Raw genomic sequence first — 26,534 nt, 5'->3', positions numbered from 1 at the left:
CGCTCGACTGCCTCACACGCAGCGTTTGAAAAATATATGCCAATCAAATTGGCTCAAGCAATTGCTACACCGATCTTCCCTCAATTAGACAGTATCTTGCGATCTGGTCGTCATATTGGTATCGATGAATTAGATTTTCACGCTTTTTTAATGGATTATCAGGGTGAACTTGAGCTATTTTATCATCGATATAACGTTGAGCTAGTGAGAGCACCAGAAGGCTTTTTTTATTTACGACCGCGTTCTACCACTTTAATTCCGCGATCGGTATTGTCTGAATTAGATATGCTTGTTGGTAAGGTTTTATGTTACCTTTATTTAAGCCCTGAACGATTGGCACATGAAGGCATTTTTACTTTACAAGATTTACATGAAGAATTAATTACATTAGCAGATGAAAGCAAACTATTAAAATTAGTCAATCAACGTTCTACTGGATCAGATTTAGATCGTCAAAAATTGTTTGATAAAGTTAAAACTTCACTCAATCGGTTACGTAGATTGGGTATGGTTTTTTTCCTCGTTGGTAATGATAGTAGCAAATTCCGTATTAATGAGGCAATTTTCCGATTTGGTGCCGATGTAAGAAGTAGTGATGATATGCAAGAAGCACAATTACGTCTGATTCGTGATGGCGAGGCAATGACAATTGAATCATCTTTATCACTAACAGATAATGAAAATGAAGAACTTGAAGTTAATGACGGAATAGAGGATGAATTATGATTAAACATGGTAAATTTCGTTCATTAACATTAGTCAACTGGAATGGTTTTTTTGCCAGAACCTTTGATCTTGATGAACTCGTTACCACATTGTCGGGTGGTAATGGCGCCGGTAAATCAACGACTATGGCTGCATTTGTAACGGCGTTAATTCCCGATCTCACACTTTTGCATTTTAGAAATACCACAGAAGCGGGAGCTACAGGTGGTTCGCGTGATAAAGGGCTTCACGGTAAATTACGTCCGGGAGTCTGTTATTCGTTATTAGAAACCGTCAACTCTCGTAACCAACGAATCATCTGTGGGGTGAGATTACAGCAAATTGCCGGGCGTGATAAAAAAGTTGATATTAAGCCGTTTCTAATTCAAGGTGTTGAAAATAGTGTCTTACCGACAGATTTGGTTACCGCACGCCTTGATCAACGTCAAGTGCGCATCTTAACGTTAGCAGAATTGAAAGAGAAATTGGATAGTACCGAAGGTGTTATATTTAAACAATTTAACTCCATAAGTGATTATCACTCATTAATGTTTGACTTTGGTATTTTGCCAAAACGCTTACGTTCATCTTCTGATCGAAGTAAATACTATCGGTTAATAGAAGCATCTTTATATGGTGGGATATCGAGTGCGATTACTCGTTCACTGCGTGATTATTTATTACCAGAGAATAGTGGTGTTCGTAAAGCGTTTCAAGATATGGAAGCTGCTTTACGTGAAAATCGGATGACTTTAGAAGCTATTCGAGTAACTCAGTCTGATCGGGATTTATTTAAACATCTTATCACTGAGTCTACAGATTATGTGGCTGCAGATTATATGCGTCATGCTAATGAGCGAAAAACGCATATTGAGTCGGCACTTTTACTACGTAATGATCTGTTAACCACCAAACGACAGTTAATAACTAATCAATATCGCCATGTAGAAACGGCAAAAGAATTGCAAGAAAAAAGTGATGCACAATCCATTCTGGAAATGGATTATCAAGCGGCGAATGATCATCTAAATTTGGTTCAAACAGCTTATCGCCAACAAGAAAAGATTGACAATTACCAACTAGATTTAGATGACTTAAATGAAAAACTGCTAGAACAAGGCGAAGAAGTTGAACTTGCAAATGAACAATATTTAATATGTCAGGAACGAGCTCAAGCCACAGAGCAAGAAGTTGATGAAATCAAAACACAATTAGCTGATTATCAACAAGCATTAGATGTTCAACAAACACGCGCTATTCAGTATCAACAAGCTCTACAGGCATTAGAAAATGCCAAAAGACTTTGTGTAATGCCAGATTTAACTATAGCAAATATTGAAGAACATTATGCTATTTTTAAAGAAAAAGAAGATCAAATTACGGAAGTTGTTTTACAGCTTGAACAGAAACTAAGTGTGGCTGATGCCGCAGTTAATCAATTTGATCACGCTTATCAATTGGTTATTAAATTAGTCGGTGATGTGACACGTAGTGATGCTTGGCAGACTGCAAAACAGGTGATGAGGGAGTGGCCATCTCTTAGTTATCAAGCGCAAAATGCGGAGGTTTTACAACTTCAATTAGCTGAATTAGAACAACGTTTCTATCAGCAAAAAGAAGCAGAAACTTTATTAAATCAGTTCTGTAAACGCATTGGTCGTAAAATTAACTTTGATGAATTAGATGAAGTGAAATTAACATTGGAAGCGACTCTTGACGAAAATGTTAATTTGGCTAATGAATCAAGCGAAAAACGTATTGCAAGTAGGCAAGAATTAGAACATATTCAGGTTAAAATGTCTGAATATCGGCAAAAAGCACCAAATTGGATAAAAGCTCAAGATGCATTAACCGCATTACGAGAACAAGTTGCTGCGCCATTAGCTGACACTCAGCAAGTCACTGAGTATATGCAAAAGCTGTTAGAGCAAGAGCGGCAGATCACTCAAGAGCGAGATCATGTCATTCATCGACGTGATGAATTAGACAAAACAATCAACCAACTTAATCAACCTAATGGTGCTGATGATAGTCGATTAAGTACGCTTGCTGAACGTTTTAATGGTGTCTTACTTTCTGAAATTTACGAGGATGTGACTATTGACGATGCGCCGTATTTTTCGGCACTTTATGGACCATCACGTCAAGCCATTGTTGTTCCTGACTTGAGCCTAGTTAAAGCACATTTAGACAACTTAGAAGATTGTCCAGATGATTTATATTTTATAGAAGGTGATCCTGCTTCATTCGATGATAGTGTTTTTGATAACGAAGAATTAACTAATGCAGTCTTAGTTAAAACCGGTGATCGGCAGTGGCGTTACTCACGTTTTCCTCAAGTGCCATTATTTGGGCGGGCTGCACGTGAAAAACATCTTGATAAATTGACCACTGAACGAGATCAACTGCATGAAGAGTATGCGAAATTATCATTTGATTTACAAAAAATACAACGTATTGAACAAAACTTCAGCCAATTTGTTGGACAATATTTAGCGGTAGCCTTTGAACCGGATCCAGAAGCAGAAATTCAAAAATTAACCACTCGTCGTAGTGAGATTGAACGTGAATTTAATCAACAACAATCTTTTGATCAACAAAATCAACAAAATGTCGTTGAAACTAAGGAACAACTTAATTTAGTTAATAAACTATTATCTTACTTACATTTATTAGCTGATGAAGATCTGGCAGATCGGGTCGATGATTTACGGGATCAGGTTGGGCAAGCTCAAGATGCGCTAAATTATGTTAATGAACATCAGAAAACGATTATTGAATTGGAACCATTAATTAATGTGTTACAAAGTGATCCGCAACAAAATGATAATTTACATCAGCAATATGAGCAAGTTACTCAACAACAACGGGTTATAAAGCAACAAGTTTTTGCTTTAACGGAAGTGATACAACGTCGAACTCACTTTAGTTATGCCGATTCGGCGGGGATGTTGACGGAAAATTCCGATTTAAATGAAAAATTACGTCATCGCCTAGAAATTGTTGAAAAAGAAAGACTTGATGCACGTAATAAAATGCAAAGCTGCCAGAATAAGTACAATCAAAGTCATCAAACATTAGCATCATTAAAAAGTGCTTATGAAACTAAGCGTGCAGTACTTGATGATCTGAAAAAAGAGATTGAACAAATAGGCGTTAAAGCGGATGCTACAACTGAAGAACGTGCTCGCCAACGACGCGATGAAATTCATCAAAAAGTGAATCAAAATCGCCAACTTTGCTCATCACTTGAAAAACAAATTGTGATGTGTGAAAACGAAATGACCCAATTACAGAAAAAATTGCGTCAGGTTGAGAAAGATTATCAAATTAAACGCGAGCAAGTTGTACAAGCAAAGGTGGGTTGGTGTATTGTACTACGCTTGGTTAAGGATAATGGGGTAGAACGTCGATTACATCGTCGTGAATTGGCTTATTTAAGTGCGGATGAATTACGCTCCATGTCGGATAAGGCCTTAGGTTCACTGCGTTTAGCTGTAGCAGATAATGAACATCTGCGCGATGTCTTGCGTCTGTCTGAAGACTTAAAACATCCAGAACGGAAAATTCATTTTTATATAGCTGTCTACCAACATCTTCGCGAACGTATTCGCCAAGATATAGTCAAAACAGATGACCCAATCGAAGCGATTGAACAAATGGAAATTGAATTAAATCGCCTGACTGAAGAGTTGACGAGTCGAGAGCAACAATTAGCGATCAGCGCCAAAAGTGTGGCTAATATTATTCGTAAAACTATTCAGCGTGAACAAAATCGTATCCGTATGTTAAATCAAGGGTTGCAAGCGGTATCATTTGGTCAGGTTAATGGTGTACGATTAAATGTCAATATTCGTGAAACTCATTCGACTTTGTTAAGTGCATTATCGGATGAACAAGATAATCATCAGGATCTATTCACTAATAATAAAATCACTTTTTCTGAAGCATTAGCCAAACTATATCAACGTTTAAATCCGCATATTGATATGGGGCAACGTACTGCGCAAAATGTCGGTGAGGAATTACTTGATTATCGTAATTATCTTGATTTAGATGTTGAAGTTAATCGTGGTGCTGATGGTTGGTTACGAGCAGAGAGTGGAGCCTTATCAACTGGTGAAGCTATTGGTACTGGTATGTCGATTCTACTAATGGTAATTCAAAGTTGGGAAGAAGAGTCAAAACGTCTAAGAAGTAAAGATATTTTACCTTGTCGATTACTCTTCCTAGATGAAGCGGCTCGCTTGGATGCCAAATCAATCGCCACATTATTTGAATTGTGTGAAAAACTAGCCATGCAATTGATTATCGCAGCTCCAGAAAATATAAGTCCTGAAAAAGGAACAACCTACAAGTTAGTTCGTAAAGTGGTTAACAATCATGAGCATGTTCATGTAGTTGGTTTAAAAGGATTTGCTTAAATCTAAAAGATGCCCAATTGGGCATCTTTCTCATTATTATGAATACATCTAATTCCATATTAAAGTTGATTTCTTATTTATTGTTAAAGTAGAAAATGCTAGCTTCAAAATTATTAAAAGCTATTTTATAATATTTAAATATTAATAATAAAATATTGATATTATATTAATAGGACGACGATAAAGTATAAAGAAGCGATATTGCAAGAATTCTATCGTCTATATAAAAGAAAAATCCGGTAATTATATTTCATTATTAGAAAAAATATTTGAAGATTAACGAAATTAAAAAAAGAAAAGCTACTCTTATATCTAGATCCTAGTATACCTATTTAAAATGTTTAAAGATAAGAGCTAATTTCATAACTTATGGATTTATTAGAAATATAGCAAAGGATATTGCATTTTGTAATTTCATTAAAAGAATTATATTTCCAGTTAATAAAAATAAAGAATAATTAATTATGTTAATTAATTATGTTTTATAACTTAATTTTATTAAGTAATTATGAACTACAGTTTAGGAAAGGAGATGTTTTAATGAGCTTTACCTTACGTCATGCAATTGTTCATGAGTTATTAAAAGAACAATACATGGATATTGATGATAAAAAAAAATATAACTTAAGAACTAAAGAATTAGATTGCAATTCCCCTATCGTTATAAAACTTTCGCAAGAATTAATACAAAAATATGGTAAAAAATACAACACTGTTACATATAGTTCATTTGACACTGATAAAATTCGCCGAGGAAAATTTCCCGATGCATTTCAAAAATATCATTCCTTAAAAAGAAAAACTAAACAAGCGTTTATTGATTTATCTGTTTTAGTAATGAATGAATTAGCGACAAAAGCTAGTAAAATTAAGTCATCTTCGGGCGGATATATTTTATTTCTTGATTATTTTTATGATAAAAATTCTTATTTAGTAATTGCAATGATAAAGCAAAAAGATGCTTTGACGATTACAGATAATTTAAATTTAGAAGAATTACTATCTATTGATTTATCTAAGATACATCAGGCAACAAGAATAAATTGTACACATTATTCCCAAGCATTAGCATCAAAAAATGATGACAATTTTTATTTAAGTTTTGTTAGTTCTGCGACAGATGGAAATACATCTAGTTACTTCATTACAGCTCTTGGTTGTCAAAAAAATACAACTGCTTCAAAAATGACAAAAAATATAATAGATGTTAGTGAAGCATTTTTTGAAAATGATCCTGAAATAAAAAAATATACAAACGACTTTAAAGATGAATTGATTAAATATTTAACATATTGTTGTGATAAAAAACAAATGGCAACTTTAGAACAAGTAATTTCTAAAGCCAGACTTATTTTAGATTTGTCAGGTTTTCAAAATAGTAACCAAAAAGCAGATGAATTATTAGAAATACTAAATAGTGAAAGTGTTAATATATCTGCGGCATTTAATGTTAATAAAGATCAATTAAATAAAATGTTAAAAGTCAAACTTGAAAATGATGATTACACTCTTAATTTTGCACGTAAACTTTTAGGAACAACGGAAGCTCATAAAATTTATTTTGATGAAAAAAAAGGAAAATTCGGGAAACTTATCTTTGATATGGACGAAATATCTAGTAATAAAGTCAAAGAAATTTTAAAAATTTAAGAGATTAGTTAATGAGCTTTAAAAGTATAATTGATTTATATCGACACTTAAACAAGCCAGTATATGATTCTAATGACAGACGTTTTAGTTATAATGGATCATATACAAATCCGCTTCGTAAAAAACTGAGTGAAATTGATTTTGATTCTAATTTTATTCAAGACGCTAAATTCGAAATAAATAATAATTTTGTTAATAAAAATAATGGCTTTCCTAATTGTAAAAAAAATGATTCTATAAAATTTACTATAAAATTGGCGCCCGATGGTTTAATTGCATTTTATTTGAGTTGGGCTGATTTTATTTATGCTGCTAATTATGAGTTAATAAAATGTAATTATCCAGAAGAGTTTTATATTGTTAAGGACGATTATTACTCAAAAGAAGTTGGAATAAATATAACTGATTCAAAATTAAAAATATTAGTTAAACTTGTTAACTACCTTTCTTCTCAAGCTGAAGGTACTTATTTTGAAGAAAAATTTTTATGTTTAGTTTATTTTTGTAAGTCTGAAGAGGGTATAGTGGATAAAATGTTGTTAAAAATTAATTTTAACAATCCAACCTTACTGGTCGATAAAATTGATTCTGATATATTCAATGAATTATTTCTTGAAGAATCAGATGATTTATTAATAAACGAGAAGAAAAATATATTTTTAACTACCTTAAATGATTTTCTTAGACCACTTCCAGAAGAAATAAGATTTATATCCTTGGTAACTGAAATAAAAAAATTTCAAGAATTATTTTTAAATAATTTAAAGTTATATTTTGATAAATTTTCGTTTCAAAAAATAAGGCAAGAGGTAGCTAATGCTGAAATAGACTTTTCAGAAAAATGCTCAAAAACGTTATCAGACATTCAAGCAAAATTATTAGGTATTCCTATTTCTTTGGCTGGTGTAATTGCAATATTTAACTCAAAAGATAAATATGAAATTTTAATGTTATTTATAGGAATAACTTTTACAAGTTTAATCTTAACTTCAACAGTTAAAGTTCAATTAAATAATCTTAATGCTATTAAATCTGCAAGTAAAAATGTATTTGACGGATTTATAAATCGATATCTATCTTGTCCTGAAACGCTTAGAGATATGATCGTGAATGAAAAACGAATGCTCGATGAGCAACAAAAAGAAACTTCTATGTGGTTGCATATTTTTTTCATTCTCTCTTTATCACCATTTGTTTTATCCCTTATATTCATTATGGTGATATATATACCAAGAATATTTTTTTATTCTTAAAGTTTTAATTTTTTTCTGATAATAATGTGAGTTAAGAGCAAATATTCATACCTATTTTATTTACTATTCAGGTAATAATTGAATAATGGTGACCGTATCAGGAAAATAAAAAAAGAGTGGTTTCCATATAAAACTCATCTAATCTTCATTTGTGTAAATGATATTATTGAATTTACTTTATTGAAAGAAATATTATATTTGTATAAATAACAGATAATTTTAATAACGAAATATTGCTTATTTTAGAGTAAATCCATTCATTAAACCACATTCTTAATAAACTAAATCAAGATGATCATAAAACCAATGATCATCTTAGTCATCTATGATTATGTAGCAGATAGGTTAGGTTGCTATATTGTAGTTATTTCTTTTTTCTTTCTTCAAATACTTTATGAGCAGTTTCTAAAGCATTGGTAACTCGAGGAAAGCCAATATAAGGTAAACTGTGAACACAAATATCAATGATTTGTTCTTCAGTCAAACCGGCATTTAATCCACCATGAATATGTATTCTTAATTCGTTTTCTACGCAACCTTGTGTGATAAGTGAGGAGATGGTCACGATTTGTTTTTGTTGTAAGGTTAAACTATTACGATTGTAAATATCACCATAGGCAAAGTCAGAAATGTACTCATCTAATTTAGGTGCTAATTTAGCATTTGTTTTTAACCCTTCTGTACCAATATCACCATATAGTTCAGCAATCATTTTTAACCCTTTAGAGCGTCGTGATTGGGTCATGGGAAAACCTCCATAATTTTGTTTAGTTATTAATCATTTATCTTAGTATAAAACGATTTATAAAATGAACATATTAATTATCAAAGACTGATTTTATTTAAAATATATGGATTTATTGAATAATAGACAAATGATGAAATTGACTTATCATTTTTTTTGACAATGACAAGTCAATTATATGGATGACTTTAATTTTAAGCCTTAGTCTTGGTTAATATTCGATTTTAATATTGCTAATTAATATTAATCACGAAAATTATTAAATTGGAAAGGTTGACCAAGTTCAGCACCTTTAACTAGGGCAATTACAGCTTGCAAATCATCACGTGCTTTACCGGTAACCCGTACTTGCTCTCCTTGAATTTGCGTTTGTACTTTTAGCTTACTATCCTTGATTAATTTAATCACTTTTTTAGCTAACTCTTTATCAATTCCTTGTTTAAGTTTAACGGTAGTAGCGTAAGTTTTACCACTGTGTTCTAACTCTTCAGGGATTTCTAATGCACCGCCATCAATTCCTCGTTTTGCAAGTTTATCGCGTAAGATATCTAGTAATTGTTGTACCTGAAAGTCAGATTCACTAGATACTTTAATGGTTTCATTTTTTTCATTTAGTTCAAATGATGCTGGAACATTGCGAAAATCCCAACGTGTGCTAAGTTCACGCGTGGCATTTTCAACACCATTACGAACTTCAGGCATATCAATTTCAGACACAATATCAAATGAAGGCATGATTTACTCCCATAAAAAATAATCGTCGCTACCAGAGCGACGAAATAATAATTAAATAAATTAAAATCAGTTAAGCGAGTTTAATTATATGTCAATTAATCAATTGTACGAAGTAATTCGTTTATACCGACTTTACCACGTGTTTTAGCATCTACTTTTTTCACAATGACAGCACAATATAAACTGTAAGAACCATCTTTAGATGGTAAGTTACCTGAAACAACGACTGATCCTGCCGGAACACGACCATAATGAATTTCACCTGTCGCACGATCATAGATACGGGTACTTTGCCCAATAAACACGCCCATTGAAATAACACTACCTTCTTCAACGATAACGCCTTCAACAATTTCACTGCGAGCACCAATAAAGCAATTATCTTCAATAATAGTAGGGTTGGCTTGTAGTGGCTCTAATACTCCCCCAATTCCTACGCCACCAGAAAGGTGAACATTTTTACCAATTTGAGCACAAGACCCTACGGTTACCCAAGTATCAACCATTGTACCTTCATCAACATACGCTCCAATATTAACATAGGAAGGCATTAACACAGTATTACGTGCCACATAAGCACCTTTACGCGCAATCGCTGACGGTACGACACGGAAGCCTTCTTGCTTGAAACGCGCCTCATCATAGTCAGCAAATTTTAATGGCACTTTGTCGTAATAATTTGTTTCTCCACCATCGATTAATTGATTATCATTAATTCTAAAAGATAAAAGTACCGCTTTTTTTAACCATTGATGTGTTACCCAACCACCATTGATTTTTTCTGCTACACGCATTTTACCGCTATCTAAAAGTTCAATTGCTTGATTAATGGCATCGCGTGTTGCGACATCAACATTAGTTGGTGTGATTTCAGCACGACGTTCAAATGCTGCTTCAATGATCGTTTGTAATTGTTGCATAGTTGTTTTGTCCTTAGTAATAACTGGATTGTTAGCTAGTTTTAGCTAAAATTAGTCAATAAGTATAATATAAAATCCAATGCATTTTAATGGTAGCAATAGTTTTCTTATAATTGGTTGAGTTTAATAATATTTAGTTATTTTATGTTATTTCGTTAGCATGTTGGGTTTGGCTAATGGAAACAGCGAATAAAAATATCAATAATAAACATTATAAATGTCGTATTGAAAAAGCTGATTTATAGCTGGTAAACAACTTATTTAACTTACCTTGTATTATCGCCTTATTACCCCTAAAATAACCAATTACAAAGAGTAAATGGTAACAAGTTACAAGCTAATCGCATTGGGAGTTTTATGAGTAATATCATCAATCAATTACACACTGTTCAAGATTATATTCGTTGGGCAGCATCATTATTTAATTGTTCTGACATCTATTACGGACATGGTACAGATAATGCGATTGACGAAGCCAAGCAGCTTGTGTTACCGACGCTTCATTTACCTTTGACCATACCAGCAGAATTTTATGCAGCTAATCTTACTGATGAAGAAAAACAGTCTATCATTGATAATGTATTGGCTCGTACACAGGAGCATATACCAACGCCTTATCTAACTAATCGCGCTTGGTTTTGTGGTCAAGAGTTTTATATTGATGAACGTGTATTAATCCCACGTTCGCCGATTGGTGAGTTAATTACAAATCATTTTGCCGATATTATCGACTTTGAACCGGGTAATATTTTAGATCTTTGTACTGGCAGTGGTTGTATTGGTATTGCGTGTGCTTACCAATATCCAGAGGCCGAAGTTGATCTGGTTGATATTTCAAGTGACGCATTAGAAGTCGCACAAATTAATATTGAAGGTCATCAACTTACACATCGGGTATTTCCAATATTATCGGATCTGTTTAATGATTTACCAGAGATTAAATATGACATTATTGTGTCTAACCCTCCTTATGTCGATCAAGAAGATATGGACGATCTACCGGATGAATTTAAAATTGAACCTGAATTAGCGCTAGCAGCAGGCGTCGATGGACTAGATATTGTGATACGGATTTTAAAGCAAGCCGCAGATCATTTATCTGATTTAGGTATATTAATTTGTGAAGTGGGTAATAGTAGCGTAGCATTACAAAAACACTATCCTCAAATTCCCTTTAAATGGATTAAATTCAAACATGGGGGTGATGGTGTATTTATGCTAACTAAACAACAACTTATTGAATATAAAGATATGTTTTAATGATATTTAGCAATGATTAATAGTAAGATAACCGATAAATCAAGATAATGTATAAAAGGGTAAGATAATTATGGCAGGAAATTCAATAGGTAAACTCTTTAACGTTACCACATTTGGAGAATCGCATGGATCAGCTTTGGGTTGTATTATTGATGGCGTACCACCTGGATTAGAATTAACTGAAGCCGATTTACAACATGATTTAGATCGTCGAAAACCAGGTACATCACGATATACCACTCAACGGCGTGAAGCAGATCAAGTCAAAATATTATCGGGTGTATTTGAGGGTAAAACAACGGGTACAAGTATAGGACTATTGATTGAAAATACGGATCAACGCTCACAAGATTATAGTCGTATAAAAGATATATTTCGTCCTAGCCATGCTGATTATACTTATCAACAAAAATATGGTGTACGTGATTATCGCGGTGGCGGACGTGCTTCAGCACGTGAAACAGCAATGCGCGTTGCTGCGGGGGCAATAGCTAAAAAATACCTATTTGAAAAAGCTGGTTTAACAATTCGCGGTTATTTGGCACAAATGGGTGATATCCAGTGTGAACTTAAAGATTGGCAACAAGTCGAACAAAACCCGTTTTTCTGTGCTGATGAACAAAAATTACCTTATCTAGATGAACTTTTACGGGAATTAAAAAAATCCGGCGATTCAATTGGAGCAAAAGTAACAATTGTTGTTGAGAATGTTCCAGTTGGATTAGGAGAACCGGTTTTTGATCGGTTAGATGCTGATTTAGCTCATGCGCTTATGAGCATTAATGCGGTAAAAGGTGTGGAAATTGGTGATGGCTTTAACGTGATCGATAAACGAGGTAGCCAAAATCGAGATGAAATTACCACTAACGGTTTTCAATCCAACCATGCAGGGGGTATTTTAGGTGGCATTAGTAGCGGTCAAACCATTCAGGCAAGTATTGCACTTAAAGCTACGCCAAGTATTGAAATTGCCGGTCAGTCCATTGACGTTCGTGGCAACGATGTAACTGTTTCGACTCATGGGAGACACGATCCTTGTGTCGGAATTCGTGCGGTTCCCATCGCTGAAGCAATGGTTGCAATTACATTGATGGATCATTATCTGCGACATCGTGCACAATGTAATGATGTTGAAATTAGACAATATTTTAAATAATAATCCGCCTTAAATAATGCATTTATAAGATGAAAGTGAAATAAAAATGAGTTTAGATGATTTTCAATTGTATTTTAGCAGTGGTTTTTGTTTATTGTTAGCTATTGGTATACTCGTTGATAAGTTCTTTTTTAAAAGCCGAATAGCAAATTTATCCTATAAATCAATGAAGTATTTAATCGCTATTCTAGCTGTTATTTTTATAATTAGTTATGTTTATCTACGTTTAAATTTGGTTCATTAATAGGCAATAAAAACATGGAACTGACCTATCAATTATTGGCAATTTTATTTGCTGTAGCCTTAATTGCTGGATTTATAGATTCAATAGCTGGAGGTGGTGGACTCCTTACAGTCCCCGCATTGCTTGCTGTAGGTATCCCACCTGCCAATGCTTTAGCTACCAATAAATTACAAAGTTGTGGCGGTTCATTTTCGGCAAGTCTTTATTTTGTTCGTCAGCGTATGGTGAATTTGAAAGAAATTAAATTATCAATTGCATTGGCATTTGTTGGATCATTGCTAGGCAGTTATTTAATATTAAAGATTAATGCTGATTATTTGCGATTATTATTACCTATACTGACTATCAGCGTGGGGCTTTATTTCCTATTATGTCCTACAATTGGTGAGCAGGATCGTAATCGGAGACTATCAGAACAACAATTTGCTATTCTGGTAGCCATGATTATTGGTTTTTATGATGGTTTTTTCGGACCAGGAGCGGGTTCATTTTACGCTTTAGGTTATGTGACTTTAGCGGGGTTTAATCTCACTAAAGCCACTGCTCATACAAAAGTTCTTAATTTCACTTCAAATTTGGCAGGGTTACTGTTTTTTATTATTAGTGGCAAAGTCTTTTGGATTATTGGTTTGGTAATGTTAGTTGGACAGTTTATTGGTGCCCGTCTAGGCGCTAAAATGGTTATATCAAAAGGGAAAAAATTGATTAGACCTATGTTGATCATTGTTTCCTGTGTTATGAGCATTAAATTAATTTCTGATAATTTCTTTTAAAATAAACAACACAAATGGGACTGTTATCAATGAGCCTAGCATTAACTTGAATTATAATATTACAATTTTAGTTAATAAGGACATGACTAATTCTAAATTATGCTCATAAGTTCAGATAAATCTAGCCAAATTTAATGAATAAAAATATTTACTTTTATTTTTATTAATCATTAAAATTCATAGTGTTATATTTTAATATAATAAAAAGACTATGTTTATAATTAATATATTTTTTAGCCAAATACTGATATAGTGGCAAGGTTTAACTGAACGTTTAGTTCAAAACCATTTAGTTTAGAGTCGATAAAGAAGATATACATGTCAATTAAAGATATTGAAATTCGTGGTGCCAGAACACACAACCTGAAAAACATAAATGTTACCATTCCGCGTGATAAATTAGTCATCATTACAGGATTATCTGGATCAGGCAAATCATCCTTAGCATTTGATACCCTTTATGCGGAAGGGCAGCGACGTTATGTTGAATCACTATCAGCCTATGCGCGACAATTTTTATCATTAATGGAAAAACCAGATGTTGATCATATTGAAGGTCTGTCTCCCGCTATTTCGATAGAACAAAAATCGACATCGCATAACCCACGTTCGACTGTCGGTACTATTACCGAAATTTATGACTATTTGCGACTACTTTTTGCTCGTATTGGTGAGCCACGTTGCCCAATTCACCATCTACCGCTTGCTGCTCAAACTGTATCACAAATGGTAGATTCCATAATGGCATTACCTGAAGAACATCGCTATATGCTTCTTGCACCAGTAGTGACTGAGCGTAAAGGTGAGTTTGTTAAGTTATTTGAGCAATTATCAGCAAGCGGTTATACCCGTGTACGTGTAGATGGCGATATTTATGATTTGTCTGAACCGCCACAACTTGAGCTCCAGAAAAAACATACTATCGAAGTTGTAGTTGATCGTTTCCGCATTCGTGATGATCTAAAGTTACGGCTGGCTGAATCAATTGAAACTACCTTAGCTATTACCAATGGTATTGTCAAAGTCGCTAATCTAGATGATGCTACCGGTCAAGAACTTATCTTATCAGCAAATTTTGCTTGCCCAATATGTGGTTACAGCATTCCAGAGTTAGAACCAAGATTATTCTCATTCAATAATCCGGCAGGTGCTTGTCCTGAATGTGATGGATTAGGGGTGCAACAGTTTTTTGATCCGAAGCGAATTGTACAAATGCCAGAAGTGTCATTAGCTGCGGGTGCAATTAAAGGTTGGGATAGGCGGAATTTTTATTTTTTCCAAATGTTAAAATCTCTAGCCAATCATTATCATTTTGATATTGATTTGCCATTTCAGGACATTCCTAAAAAAATACAAGATATTATTTTAAATGGTTCCAATGGTGAAGATATTCAATTCGTATACACAAATGATCGGGGAGACTCGGTAAAACGTGTTCACCCATTTGAAGGCATTTTAAATAATTTAAGTCGGCGATATAAAGAAACGGATTCACAAACTATTCGTGAAGAATTAGCTAAATATATTAGTCATCGTGCTTGTCCGAGCTGTCATGGATCTCGATTACGAATTGAAGCACGCAATGTATTTATCAATGACACTAATTTACCAGCTATTACTGAGTTGAGCATACAAAATGCTAAAGCCTTTTTTGATTCTCTAACATTGACCGGTCAACGAGCACAAATTGCCGATAAGATTCTTAAAGAAATTAATGAACGCTTACAATTTTTAATCAATGTCGGATTAAATTACTTAAATTTATCACGTTCGGCAGAAACGCTATCAGGCGGTGAAGCTCAAAGAATTCGACTTGCAAGCCAAATTGGGGCGGGGTTAGTAGGCGTCATGTATGTGCTTGACGAACCTTCAATTGGATTACATCAACGTGATAATTCGAAATTAATAGACACCTTAACCCATTTACGTGATCTAGGAAATACTGTAATTGTTGTTGAGCATGATGAAGAAGCCATGTTAGCTGCTGATTATCTTATTGATATTGGACCGGGAGCCGGTGTGCACGGAGGTGACATTGTGGCACAAGGAACGCCTGCACAAGTAATGGCTAATCCTGCATCAATTACTGGGCAATATCTATCGGGTAAGCAAAAGATCGAAATCCCGACTAAACGTACTAAAGTCGATAAGAAAAAGATGCTATCTTTAATTGGTGCTACCGGTAATAATTTGAAAGATGTCACACTTAATATCCCAGTTGGCTTATTTACATGTATAACTGGTGTATCGGGTTCAGGAAAATCAACTTTAATTAATGATACACTTTATCCTCTAGCACAAAATGAATTAAATCGGGCAGAAAAAAGTGAAATAGCGCCTTATAAAGCAATTAAAGGTCTAGAGCATTTTGACAAAGTTATTGCTATAGACCAAAGCCCAATTGGGCGAACGCCACGTTCAAATCCCGCTACTTATACTGGTTTTTTTACTGCGATCAGAGAACTTTATGCCGGCGTGCCGGAATCGCGCGCACGTGGTTATAATCCCGGACGGTTTAGCTTTAATGTAAAAGGTGGACGCTGTGAAGCTTGTCAAGGCGATGGATTAATCAAAGTTGAGATGCATTTTTTACCTGATATTTATGTTGCGTGTGATCAATGTCATGGTAAACGTTATAATCGTGAAACACTTGAAATCAAATATAAAGACAAATCCATCAATGAAATTCTTGATATGACCGTAGAAGAAGGCCGAGAATTCTTTGATGCAGTACCTATGATTGCCCGTAAATTGCAAACACTGGTCGATGTTGGTTTAGCATATATTACTATTGGTCAATCGGCTACCACTTTATCTGGTGGTGAAGCACAACGCGTTAAATTAGCGAAAGAGCTATCAAAACGTGATACCGGGAAAACACTTTATATACTTGATGAACCCACTACGGGCTTACATTTTGCAGATGTAAAACAACTACTTAACCAACTTCATTTACTTCGAGATCGTGGAAATACTGTTGTAGTGATTGAACATAATCTTGATGTGATCAAAACGGCAGATTGGATTGTTGATTTAGGACCAGAAGGCGGAAGTGGTGGTGGAGAAATAATTGCCGAAGGTACACCTGAGACAGTTGCAAAATGCAAACAATCTTATACCGGTATGTATCTAAAACCAATACTAGAAAAATAATTTAAAGATAATAATAACGATATTTTTTCATATAAAATAACTAATTAACTTCGGATAGATGAGGAAAATATCTTGTTGTTAAGCGTAATTATGATAATTATTGCCTACCTACTAGGTTCATTATCAGGGTCGTTTATCATTAGCAAATTTATGCATTTACGTAACCCTTGTGATTATGGTTCTCATAATCCAGGGGCAACAAATATGTTGCGAGTAAATGGTAAACTACCCGCGTTATTTGTACTAATATTCGATATGCTAAAGGGATTATTGCCTGTTTATATAGCTTATCGGTTAGCCATCTCACCTTTTTATTTAGGAATCATTGCGATAGCAGCTTGTTTAGGACATATTTTCCCGTGTTTTTATCATTTTCGTGGCGGGAAAGGGGTCGCAACGGCATTAGGAACCATGGTTTTGATCGGTTTCGATTTTACCGGACTATTTATTTGTACTTGGCTAACAACCGTATTCCTTACTGGCTACTCATCGTTAGCTGCAATTGTGAGTTTTTTATTAGCGCCCTTGTACGTTTGGTTTATCCATCCAGAATTTACCATGCCGGTTGCCATGTTATCTTGCCTAATACTCATTAAACATAGTAGTAATATTGTTCGTTTATCTAAAGGATTAGAACTAAAAATTTTTCATCGAGGAAAACAAAAATAATATTTTAATTTAATATGACATTCATTTTGCAATTATTATTGATAATAAAAAAGAATTTGAATGGCTTATTTTATAATTTATATCAAACTTTATTATCACTCATATGCGCTTAAAAGATGCTTAAAATACTGTGTTTGGTCCGTTTTTCTATATAATAATTGTACATTTCTTGATTCAATAACAACGCTTTTTATTATAAATTTATAGAGAAAAAGTTGTTAGAAAAACGTAGCGCAAATCGTTAAAATTGGCAGATCAGTTAGAAATGAAAAGAATATGCTATAACTGGTTTGTTACAAATTTATCAACCTCATCCTAATCATCAATAAGATTAGCAACGACGATCGATTAATTATAAGGATAGCCTATGCTAAAATTATTCATGTTCATCCTCTGTTTAGTGCCGCTGATCAGTGGTTGCCAATCACCGATTAAATCTAAACCAATCGATCCCAATTTACCTAAAATGCCTTACAGCAGATGGTATATTAGTGGTCGTTATCCACACTATTTCCACGCTAAGGCATTTAGTACTATGATAAAAACCCAATCTAATAAATACAAAATTATTGATATTGTCGTTAGAGATAATAAAAATTATAAGACGCCAGGTCAATGGCAAACGGGATTTGGATTTAGCCACCTACCAGTCTATTCTGATTTACCCGAGGAATTCTTTATTTGTTGGGTATCTTTTGCTGACCAGACTTTTTATCGTACAAAGTTAGTGATGCCATTGTGGGCGCGTCAAGAGATGGTAAAACCACATCAATATTATTCCTATGCGCGTAATAAGAATCATATTGGTTATAATGATACTATTATTATTGGTTTTGCACCCGGAGGCAGTGTTACTGGATGGGTTACAGGAGTTCCTCAACAAGAAGCCATAGAGTTTGGAAAAGGAGTAACGGAACGGATACCACAAGGTTCAGATGTATGTCCAAATCCTTATATCGATGGGAAAATACCCGAAATCACAGATGAAGCTAAGGCATGGTTAAAGAAACATGGTATGCCGAAAGAGTGGCAAGAAAAATACAATAATGTCACTATGGGGCAATATCTTAAACTTAAAAATCCAGCCAGATTTTAATATTATAATGCAGGTTACTAGCAAAAATGATGCAAAGTTAGTAACCTATTTGTTTATTCTCACTTAGCAAAAAAATTCCTGATTTATTAATTATCTATAGTTGATAATACACTTTTAAATCAAATTAGGTATACCGTTACTGAAAAGGTATTTTAGCTAATATTAAAAATACAAATAAAATATGAATCTCACAAGTCTCTTATAAACCTACCGATACTTAAAACTAAATACAGATATTAATATAAAATCAAACGGCATACACTCCTAAATATTTTTTACAGCATAATTTATAACTTATTATAATTGTTTTAAATCAATGATATGAGATAAGTTATCTGTCTAATTAGATCCCAATCATTTTTAAAAAGGTTATAAAACATGCGAAACAGGTGTTTTATATAGTAATTCTTATCTAAAAATTACCGACAATATAAGCCATACACGATCCTAATAATCCAATTGCAAAGGGTATTGATCTAACCTAAAAGATCAACTATTTTATAATAACAAAACTGCTTATCGTTATTCATTTATAAAGTTACTTAAGAATTAAATAATAATAAATTTGAGTGCAAATAATAAGGAATCAACATGGTCACGATAGAAAAAGTGACAGATATGCTAACCTCTGTTGCGAGTGGCAGTCCCAAAAATCAATATACATTAATAATTGATGGAATTGATGCTAGCGCTGGATTATCCGTATTATCAATTAAAGGACAAGCGTCATTAAATCAGCCTTGGCGTTACGATATTACCTTTACAACATCTAATAAACAAATGGCTATTGATGCCGTACTGAGTCAAACTGCATCACTCACCTTTGAAACCTCGAGTCTTATTTCACAAATTGCTCAAATCAGCTCCCTTGAAAAACCAACCCTACCACACACATTATATGGCGTTATTACTGAGTTTAGTTTGATATCTGTCAGTAAAGATGAAGCCCGTTATCAGGTCACCTTACAACCACGTCTGGCTTTATTTGCAAATGACCATTTTAGTGCAATTTACCAAAACCAAAGTGTAGTAAGCGTGGTTGAAGAGGTGCTCAGGCGACATGGTTTTACGGGGATTGATTATCGGCTTGAGCTAAAAGATAACTACCCAGCACGTGAGTTTATTACGCAATGGCAAGAGAGTGACTTAGCATTTATTCAGCGTTTGCTGGCAGATGTCGGTATTTGGTTTCGCTTTGAAAGCCACAGTGACCACCACTGTGATGTGCTAGTTCTTAGTGATTATGAAGCAGGCTATGAGAATGCGGGACATATTATCCTGAAAGCGCCGAGTGGTATGGTTGATGGCAGAAAAAACAGTGTATGGGATTTACAGTTTAGTAGCTATACCAAGCCAAAAGAAATTATCACACAGGATTACAACTACCGCACCGCAGATAGTAATCAAAATTCCCTTGTTAATGCCTATTCCAAAGATAGCACCACTCAAGGCACAGAATACCGCTACGGCGAACACTACAAAAGCAAAGGCGATAATAGCCAAATTGAAAGCGGCCAGTGGTATGCGAACATACGTCATGAGGCACATCTCAGTCAAAAGATGATTATTCAGGGAGAATGTAATTATTACCACTTACTGCCGGGTCAACGAATTATTATTGATAATAGTGGAATAGAAGGTATTAATGAAGGGGTTATCATTCTCTCGACCCAGAGTTACGCAGACCGCAGTGATGCTTACCAATGTCACTTTACTGCTATCCCGTATGATGTGTTAAAGCCGTATCGACCAATGCCATTACCCTGGCCACAAGTTTCAGGGACCTTACCGGCGCGAGTCACCAGTCCAGACAATGATACCTATGGGTATATTGACACAATGGGTCGTTACCGAGTTAAGTTTGATTTTGACCTCAAGACATGGAAAAACGGCGAAGAGAGCTTATGGGTAAGGTTGGCTAAACCGTATGCGGGCAGTACCTATGGTTTTCATTTTCCGTTAATTGATGGCACAGGTGTTGCTATTGCTTTTAGCGAAGGTAATCCGGATAGACCATATATAGCGCACGCACTACATGACAGCACCCACCCTGACCATGTGACCACCATCAACAAACATCGTAATGTAATTCGTACCCCAGCTAACAACAAACTGCGGATGGATGATAAACGTGGGCAAGAGCACATCAAGTTAGCCACCGAATACGGTAAAACCCAGCTTAATATTGGGCATTTAGTTGACCAAAACAAAGTGCAGCGCGGTGAAGGGTTTGAATTGCGCACTGATGAGTGGGGAGCGATTGCAGCTAATAAAGGCTTATACCTAACCAGTCAGACCGAGCCTAAGGCAGAGGGCAAACAACTAGATATGCAAGGTGCCATTGCCCAGCTGGAAAATGCGTTATCAATTGCTAAAGCACTGCAAAATGCAGCAACTGCCTCTGAAGCTCATGGTGCGGACACTGACAGTCAAGAGCAACTTAAAGCGACATTAACCCAGTTATCCCAAAGTGGCATTATTGCTTATGCACAAGAAGGTATCGCTTTAACCAGTCCGGAAAACATCCAACTATCAACTTCAAATAGTGTATCGGTGACCAGTGAAAACCAGACAGACATCAATGCCTTAAAAAACATCACGGTTTCATCAGGGGAATCAATTAGTTTATTTGCCCATAAATCAGGCATGAAGGTCTTTGCTAATCAGGGAGATGTTGAAGTACAAGCGCAAAATGCCAACCTGAATATGGCCGCCAAACAAGATATTAAAATAGACAGTGTCGATGGAAAATTAACGGTCACTGCAAGTAAAGAACTGACGTTAATGTGTGGCGGTTCATACATCAAAATCAGCGGTGAAGGAATTGAACTGGGCACTGCCGAAAATGTTTATATAAAAAGTAGTGCATTGCAGAAAATGGGGCCGGCAACGAAAGATATACAAAAAATTATCTTACCTAATTATATCAGTGTAGGTCTAAATAGTATGAAGTTTTTGTTGACTGACAATGAAGATAATCCCATCGCATTTATACCCTATAAAGTTTTGCTTGGTGAAAGTGTTTATGCAACTGGAACAACAGATTCAAATGGTTATACCAGTATTGTTTATTCTGAAACAGAAATACCATTACATGTGGAAGTAGATATAGATAGATTAGGAGAAAATAATGCCAGAAGCAGTGATAAATTGGATTAATAAGCAAAAAGAGCAAAAAGAGCGGAAAACAACAACAACATCACAAGGAGATAATAATACCACTTCAATAGGGGTAGCTATGACAGCTTATGTTAATAAAGTTGGGCAAGATGGATGGGTTACAATAATAGTTGAAGGAGAATATGAATCAATTTATAAATACACAAAATTAACTTTATTAAAACTTAATAAGGATGGTGATAGAGTAATATTTAGAATTGAAGGAGGAGCATTTAAAGGCAAATACGGATCAATGAGAATTGAAGGTGGTGCTAAAGAGCATTTAAGTGATACAGCACCTATTATTAATGCAGCAGCAAAAATAACTCTCAAATATGGTAAGCGAAAAAAAAATTGGCAATCTAATATTAGAACAAATCTAAATACAGGAATGCCATTAATCTATGATCAACAACTTGCTACTTTAACTATTGGCAATATTTCTGTAGAAGTAACATTAAATACAGAATGGGATTCTGGAAGAAGAAAACCACTAGATGAGGGCACTTATGAAATAGCACTACCAGATTTCCCTCATTCTCAAGAATATACGAAAGCGTACAAAGTTGGGGGAAAGCCTAATCAAAATGGTACATTGGTAGGTGGTAAAACTGTTAAATATCATACCGTCTGGTTTCCTATTTATCCCTTATCTGAACAGCGCTATCTCCATATAGGTCATGTATCTCATGGTTGTGTAACGATTATTGATTATCATAAATATCCGGAAATACATGATTATTTAATTAAACACAGAGGAAAAGGAAAGAATGGAAATAATATTGTCGCAACTTTGCAAGTTACTAAATAAAATTTTAATACCCTTATTGTTTGTTTTTATTAATAACCAATCATTTGCAAACACTCATTCTTATTGCAATCTGAATTTGATTGTTAATTACGATATTGAAGAATGTGCAAATTTTTTTGAAAAAAAAATATCATCACTTTCGTTAGAACAAAAACAGTCTTTTCAAAAGAATTTTGAGAAAATAAAAAAGGATTACCCTTACCCTGAGTTTTTTATTCCTTTATTACGTAATTATCCAACTCCTGAAGTTTTGTTTACTAACCTTCAATTGAGTGAGGAAGATGATAAAAAAAAGGAATATAATAAAACGAAGATTTCTTCAGATGAGGTTGGGTCTTTAGTATTTAATGAATATATAAGAATTTTTCAAATATATAAAATTATTATTATCATGTTAGAGAAAAATAGCAATCTAACATTAAGTGAACAAAATATGCTGCAAGTAAGTAAGCAACGCAGTCAATGTTTAGGTGATATTTTAGATGATTTAAGTAACAACCCTGAAAAATCAATTGAAGAAAAAGTTATTGTAGATAAATGTTATAAATAATGATTCAAAAAAATTGTTAATTATTCAATTGTAATAATGATAATTGTTTATAAATTTAACTGTAAGTGACCCTATAAATATGTTATAAGATGTGGATTTATAATCAAAATAGGTCATTTTACGAAACGGTATACTGTAACTAAATCTGAATTGGAAAGATTAATGTTCCTAGTAAGGATCATTTATAAAAGTTTTAACTGGTTATATATAATGGTCTGATTGAAATAATTTACTTTTTTTCTAAAGTCATCTTATCAAATAAAGTTGTCATGACGATCCCCCTCCAAAATATGACAACTTAAATTTTTTATAAACCTACCGATACTTAAAACTAAATACAGATATTAATATAAAATCAAACGGCATACACTCCTAAATATTTTTTACAGCGTAATTTATAACTTATTATAATTGTTTTAAATCAATGATATGAGATAAGTTATCTGTCTAATTAGATCCCAATCATTTTTAAAAAGGTTACAAAACACGCGAAACAGGTGTTTTATATAGTAATCCTTATCTAAAAATTACCGACAATATAAACCATACACGATCCTAATAACCCAAATGTAAAGAATATTGATCTGACCTAAAAGATCAACTATTTTATAATAACGAAACTGCTTATCGTTATTGTTTTATAAAGTTACTTAAGAATTAAATAATTATAAATTTGAGTGCAAATAATAAGGAATCAACATGGTCACGATAGAAAAAGTGACAGATATGCTAACCTCTGTTGCGAGTGGCAGTCCCAAAAATCAATATACATTAATAATTGATGGAATTGATGCTAGCGCTGGATTATCCGTATTATCAATTGAAGGACAAGCGTCATTAAATCAGCCTTGGCGTTACGATATTACCTTTACAACATCTAATAAACAAATGGCTATTGATGCCGTACTGAGTCAAACTGCATCACTCACCTTTGAAACCTCGAGTCTTATTTCACAAATTGCTCAAATCAGCTCCCTTGAAAAAACAACCCTACCACACACATTATATGGCGTTATTACTGAGTTTAGTTTGATATCTGTCAGTAAAGATGAAGCCCGTTATCAGGTCACCTTACAACCACGTCTGGCTTTATTTGCAAATGACCATTTTAGTGCAATTTACCAAAACCAAAGTGTAGTAAGCGTGGTTGAAGAGGTGCTCAGGCGACATGGTTTTACGGGGATTGATTATCGGCTTGAACTGAAAGATAGCTACCCAGCACGTGAGTTTATTACGCAATGGCAAGAGAGTGACTTAGCATTTATTCAGCGTTTGCTGGCTGATGTTGGTATTTGGTTTCGTTTTGAAAGCCACAGTGACCACCACTGTGATGTTTTAGTCCTTAGTGATTATGAAGCGGGCTATGAGAATGCGGGACACATTACCCTGAAAGCGCCGAGTGGTATGGTTGATGGCAGAAAAAACAGTGTATGGGACTTACAGTTTAGTAGCTATACCAAGCCAAAAGAAATTATCACACAGGATTACAACTACCGCACCGCAGATAGTAATCAAAATTCCCTTGTTAATGCCGATACCAAAGATAGCACCACTCAAGGCACAGAATACCGCTACGGCGAACACTACAAAAGCAAAGGCGATAATAGCCAAATTGAAAGCGGGCAGTGGTATGCGAACATACGTCATGAGGCACATCTCAGTCAAAAGATGATTATTCAGGGAGAATGTAATGACTACCACTTACTGCCGGGTCAACGAATTATTATTGATAATAGTGGAATAGAAGGTATTAATGAAGGGGTTATCATTCTCTCGACCCAGAGTTACGCAGACCGCAGTGATGCTTACCAATGTCACTTTACTGCTATCCCGTACGATGTGTTAAAGCCATATCGACCAATGCCATTACCCTGGCCACAAGTTGCAGGGACCTTACCGGCGAGAGTCACCAGTCCAGACAATGATACCTATGGGTATATTGACACAATGGGTCGTTACCGAGTTAAGTTTGATTTTGACCTCAAGACATGGAAAAACGGCGAAGAGAGCTTATGGGTAAGGTTGGCTAAACCGTATGCGGGCAGTACTTATGGTTTTCATTTTCCGTTAATTGATGGCACAGGTGTTGCTATTGCTTTTAGCGAAGGTAATCCGGATAGACCATATATAGCGCACGCACTACATGACAGCACCCACCCTGACCATGTGACCACCATCAACAAACATCGTAATGTCATTCGTACTCCAGCTAACAACAAATTGCGGATGGATGATAAGCGTGGGCAAGAGCATATCAAGTTAGCGACCGAATACGGTAAAACCCAGCTTAATATTGGGCATTTAGTTAACCAAAACAAAGAGCAGCGCGGTGAAGGGTTTGAATTGCGCACTGATGAGTGGGGAGCGATTGCTGCTAATAAAGGCTTATACCTAACCAGTCAGACCGAGCCTAAGGCAGAGGGCAAACAACTGGATATGCAAGGTGCCATTGCTCAACTGGAAAATGCGTTATCGATAGCTAAAGCGCTACAAAATGCAGCAATTGCCTCTGATGCCCATGATGCGGATACCGGCAGTCAAGAGCAACTTAAAGCGACATTAACCCAGTTATCCCAAAGTGGCATTATTGCTTATGCACAAGAAGGTATCGCTTTAACCAGTCCGGAAAACATCCAACTATCAACGTCAAACAGTGTATCGGTGACCAGTGAAAACCAGACGGACATCAATGCGTTAAAAAACATCACGCTTTCATCAGGGGAATCAATTAGTTTATTTGCCCATAAATCAGGCATGAAGGTCTTTGCCAATCAGGGTGATGTTGAAGTACAAGCGCAAAATGCCAACCTAAATATGGCCGCCAAACAAGATATTAAAATAGATAGCGTAGATGGAAAATTAACGGTCACCGCAAGTCAAGAGCTGACGTTAATGTGTGGCGGTTCATACATCAAACTCAGCGGTGAAGGAATTGAACTGGGCACGGCGGATAATGTTTATATAAAAAGTAATGCATTGCAGAAAATGGGTCCTGCAACGATACAAGTGGATCCGTTAGCATTACCTTATCTTATAAGCAATTATGCAATTAAATTCAGGTGTAAAGATGAAACAGGAAAAATTCATGCTAATGAGCCTTATATTGCAACATTGCCAGATGGCAGAAAGGTGCAAGGTCGAACCGATAAAAATGGATGTACAAAAGCATTTTATACACAAAATGAAAATGAAACAGTCACATTAGAATTTATTTAAAGGTGAGATAAAATT

Annotated in this window: 17 protein-coding genes; 14 read left to right on the top strand and 3 right to left on the bottom strand. The window is 34.8% G+C overall.

The features are described 5' to 3' along the window. Positions 1-36: 36 nt before the first annotated feature. The 4 genes from mukE to FPB0191_RS08180 all read left to right on the top strand — a co-directional run bounded on the left by mukE (position 37) and on the right by FPB0191_RS08180 (position 8,032). Positions 37-726, top strand: coding sequence for a chromosome partition protein MukE (gene mukE / locus FPB0191_RS08195; protein WP_039106928.1), 690 nt, complete (start codon positions 37-39; stop codon positions 724-726). Further along, on the top strand, positions 723-5,129 hold the full coding sequence (mukB, locus tag FPB0191_RS08190) for a chromosome partition protein MukB (protein WP_039106926.1): 4,407 nt from the start codon (positions 723-725) through the stop codon (positions 5,127-5,129). Before mukE ends, mukB begins: the two co-directional genes overlap by 4 nt. Positions 5,130-5,669: 540 nt before the next feature. Beyond that, positions 5,670-6,779, top strand: coding sequence for a nucleoid-associated protein (locus FPB0191_RS08185; RefSeq protein ID WP_039105258.1), 1,110 nt, complete (start codon positions 5,670-5,672; stop codon positions 6,777-6,779). A gap of 11 nt (positions 6,780-6,790) precedes the next feature. Then, positions 6,791-8,032: a hypothetical protein gene (locus tag FPB0191_RS08180; RefSeq protein ID WP_039105256.1), complete on the top strand. Its 1,242-nt coding sequence runs from the start codon at positions 6,791-6,793 to the stop codon at positions 8,030-8,032. Between the two features lie 364 nt (positions 8,033-8,396). Here FPB0191_RS08180 and FPB0191_RS08175 read toward each other — a convergent pair whose 3' ends face one another. The 3 genes from FPB0191_RS08175 to dapD all read right to left on the bottom strand — a co-directional run bounded on the left by FPB0191_RS08175 (position 8,397) and on the right by dapD (position 10,432). After that, positions 8,397-8,777, bottom strand: coding sequence for a carboxymuconolactone decarboxylase family protein (locus tag FPB0191_RS08175; RefSeq protein ID WP_039105254.1), 381 nt, complete (start codon positions 8,775-8,777; stop codon positions 8,397-8,399). Positions 8,778-9,020: 243 nt separating this feature from the next. Then, on the bottom strand, positions 9,021-9,512 hold the full coding sequence (locus tag FPB0191_RS08170; protein WP_039105253.1) for a YajQ family cyclic di-GMP-binding protein: 492 nt from the start codon (positions 9,510-9,512) through the stop codon (positions 9,021-9,023). A gap of 95 nt (positions 9,513-9,607) precedes the next feature. Beyond that, positions 9,608-10,432 carry a 2,3,4,5-tetrahydropyridine-2,6-dicarboxylate N-succinyltransferase gene (gene dapD, locus FPB0191_RS08165; protein WP_039105250.1) on the bottom strand — a complete coding sequence of 275 codons (825 nt, stop codon included), beginning with the start codon at positions 10,430-10,432 and terminating at the stop codon, positions 9,608-9,610. 357 nt (positions 10,433-10,789) lie between these two features. Here dapD and prmB point away from each other — a divergent pair, with 357 nt between their 5' ends. The 10 genes from prmB to FPB0191_RS08115 all read left to right on the top strand — a co-directional run bounded on the left by prmB (position 10,790) and on the right by FPB0191_RS08115 (position 26,519). Continuing rightward, positions 10,790-11,692, top strand: coding sequence for a 50S ribosomal protein L3 N(5)-glutamine methyltransferase (gene prmB / locus FPB0191_RS08160; RefSeq protein WP_039105248.1), 903 nt, complete (start codon positions 10,790-10,792; stop codon positions 11,690-11,692). 70 nt (positions 11,693-11,762) lie between these two features. After that, the gene (gene aroC, locus FPB0191_RS08155; protein ID WP_039105246.1) at positions 11,763-12,848 is read left to right on the top strand and encodes a chorismate synthase; all 1,086 of its coding nucleotides are present in this window, start codon (positions 11,763-11,765) and stop codon (positions 12,846-12,848) included. A gap of 258 nt (positions 12,849-13,106) precedes the next feature. Next, positions 13,107-13,865 carry a TSUP family transporter gene (locus FPB0191_RS08150; protein WP_039105243.1) on the top strand — a complete coding sequence of 253 codons (759 nt, stop codon included), beginning with the start codon at positions 13,107-13,109 and terminating at the stop codon, positions 13,863-13,865. Positions 13,866-14,189: 324 nt separating this feature from the next. Further along, entirely contained in the window at positions 14,190-17,018 is a 2,829-nt protein-coding gene (gene uvrA / locus FPB0191_RS08145) for an excinuclease ABC subunit UvrA (RefSeq protein ID WP_110021840.1), read from the top strand. A 69-nt stretch (positions 17,019-17,087) separates the two neighbouring features. Continuing rightward, entirely contained in the window at positions 17,088-17,687 is a 600-nt protein-coding gene (gene plsY / locus FPB0191_RS08140; protein ID WP_110021838.1) for a glycerol-3-phosphate 1-O-acyltransferase PlsY, read from the top strand. Between the two features lie 367 nt (positions 17,688-18,054). Then, complete coding sequence (locus tag FPB0191_RS08135) at positions 18,055-18,783, top strand: DUF2931 family protein (RefSeq protein WP_039105237.1); 729 nt, start codon at positions 18,055-18,057, stop codon at positions 18,781-18,783. 591 nt (positions 18,784-19,374) lie between these two features. Continuing rightward, the gene (locus tag FPB0191_RS08130; RefSeq protein WP_052236881.1) at positions 19,375-21,942 is read left to right on the top strand and encodes a type VI secretion system Vgr family protein; all 2,568 of its coding nucleotides are present in this window, start codon (positions 19,375-19,377) and stop codon (positions 21,940-21,942) included. Next, positions 21,914-22,753 carry a hypothetical protein gene (locus FPB0191_RS08125; RefSeq protein WP_039105235.1) on the top strand — a complete coding sequence of 280 codons (840 nt, stop codon included), beginning with the start codon at positions 21,914-21,916 and terminating at the stop codon, positions 22,751-22,753. The genes FPB0191_RS08130 and FPB0191_RS08125 overlap by 29 nt, the downstream gene beginning before the upstream one ends. Further along, on the top strand, positions 22,713-23,303 hold the full coding sequence (locus FPB0191_RS08120; protein WP_039105233.1) for a hypothetical protein: 591 nt from the start codon (positions 22,713-22,715) through the stop codon (positions 23,301-23,303). The genes FPB0191_RS08125 and FPB0191_RS08120 overlap by 41 nt, the downstream gene beginning before the upstream one ends. A 699-nt stretch (positions 23,304-24,002) precedes the next feature. Beyond that, on the top strand, positions 24,003-26,519 hold the full coding sequence (locus FPB0191_RS08115; protein WP_082018290.1) for a type VI secretion system Vgr family protein: 2,517 nt from the start codon (positions 24,003-24,005) through the stop codon (positions 26,517-26,519). Positions 26,520-26,534: the final 15 nt, after the last annotated feature.

Source organism: Frischella perrara, from assembly GCF_000807275.1.
In the GTDB taxonomy this organism is placed as follows: domain Bacteria; phylum Pseudomonadota; class Gammaproteobacteria; order Enterobacterales; family Orbaceae; genus Frischella; species Frischella perrara.
Note: the sequence above shows the minus strand (reverse complement) of the source record. Positions and strands in the feature narration are given on the sequence as shown.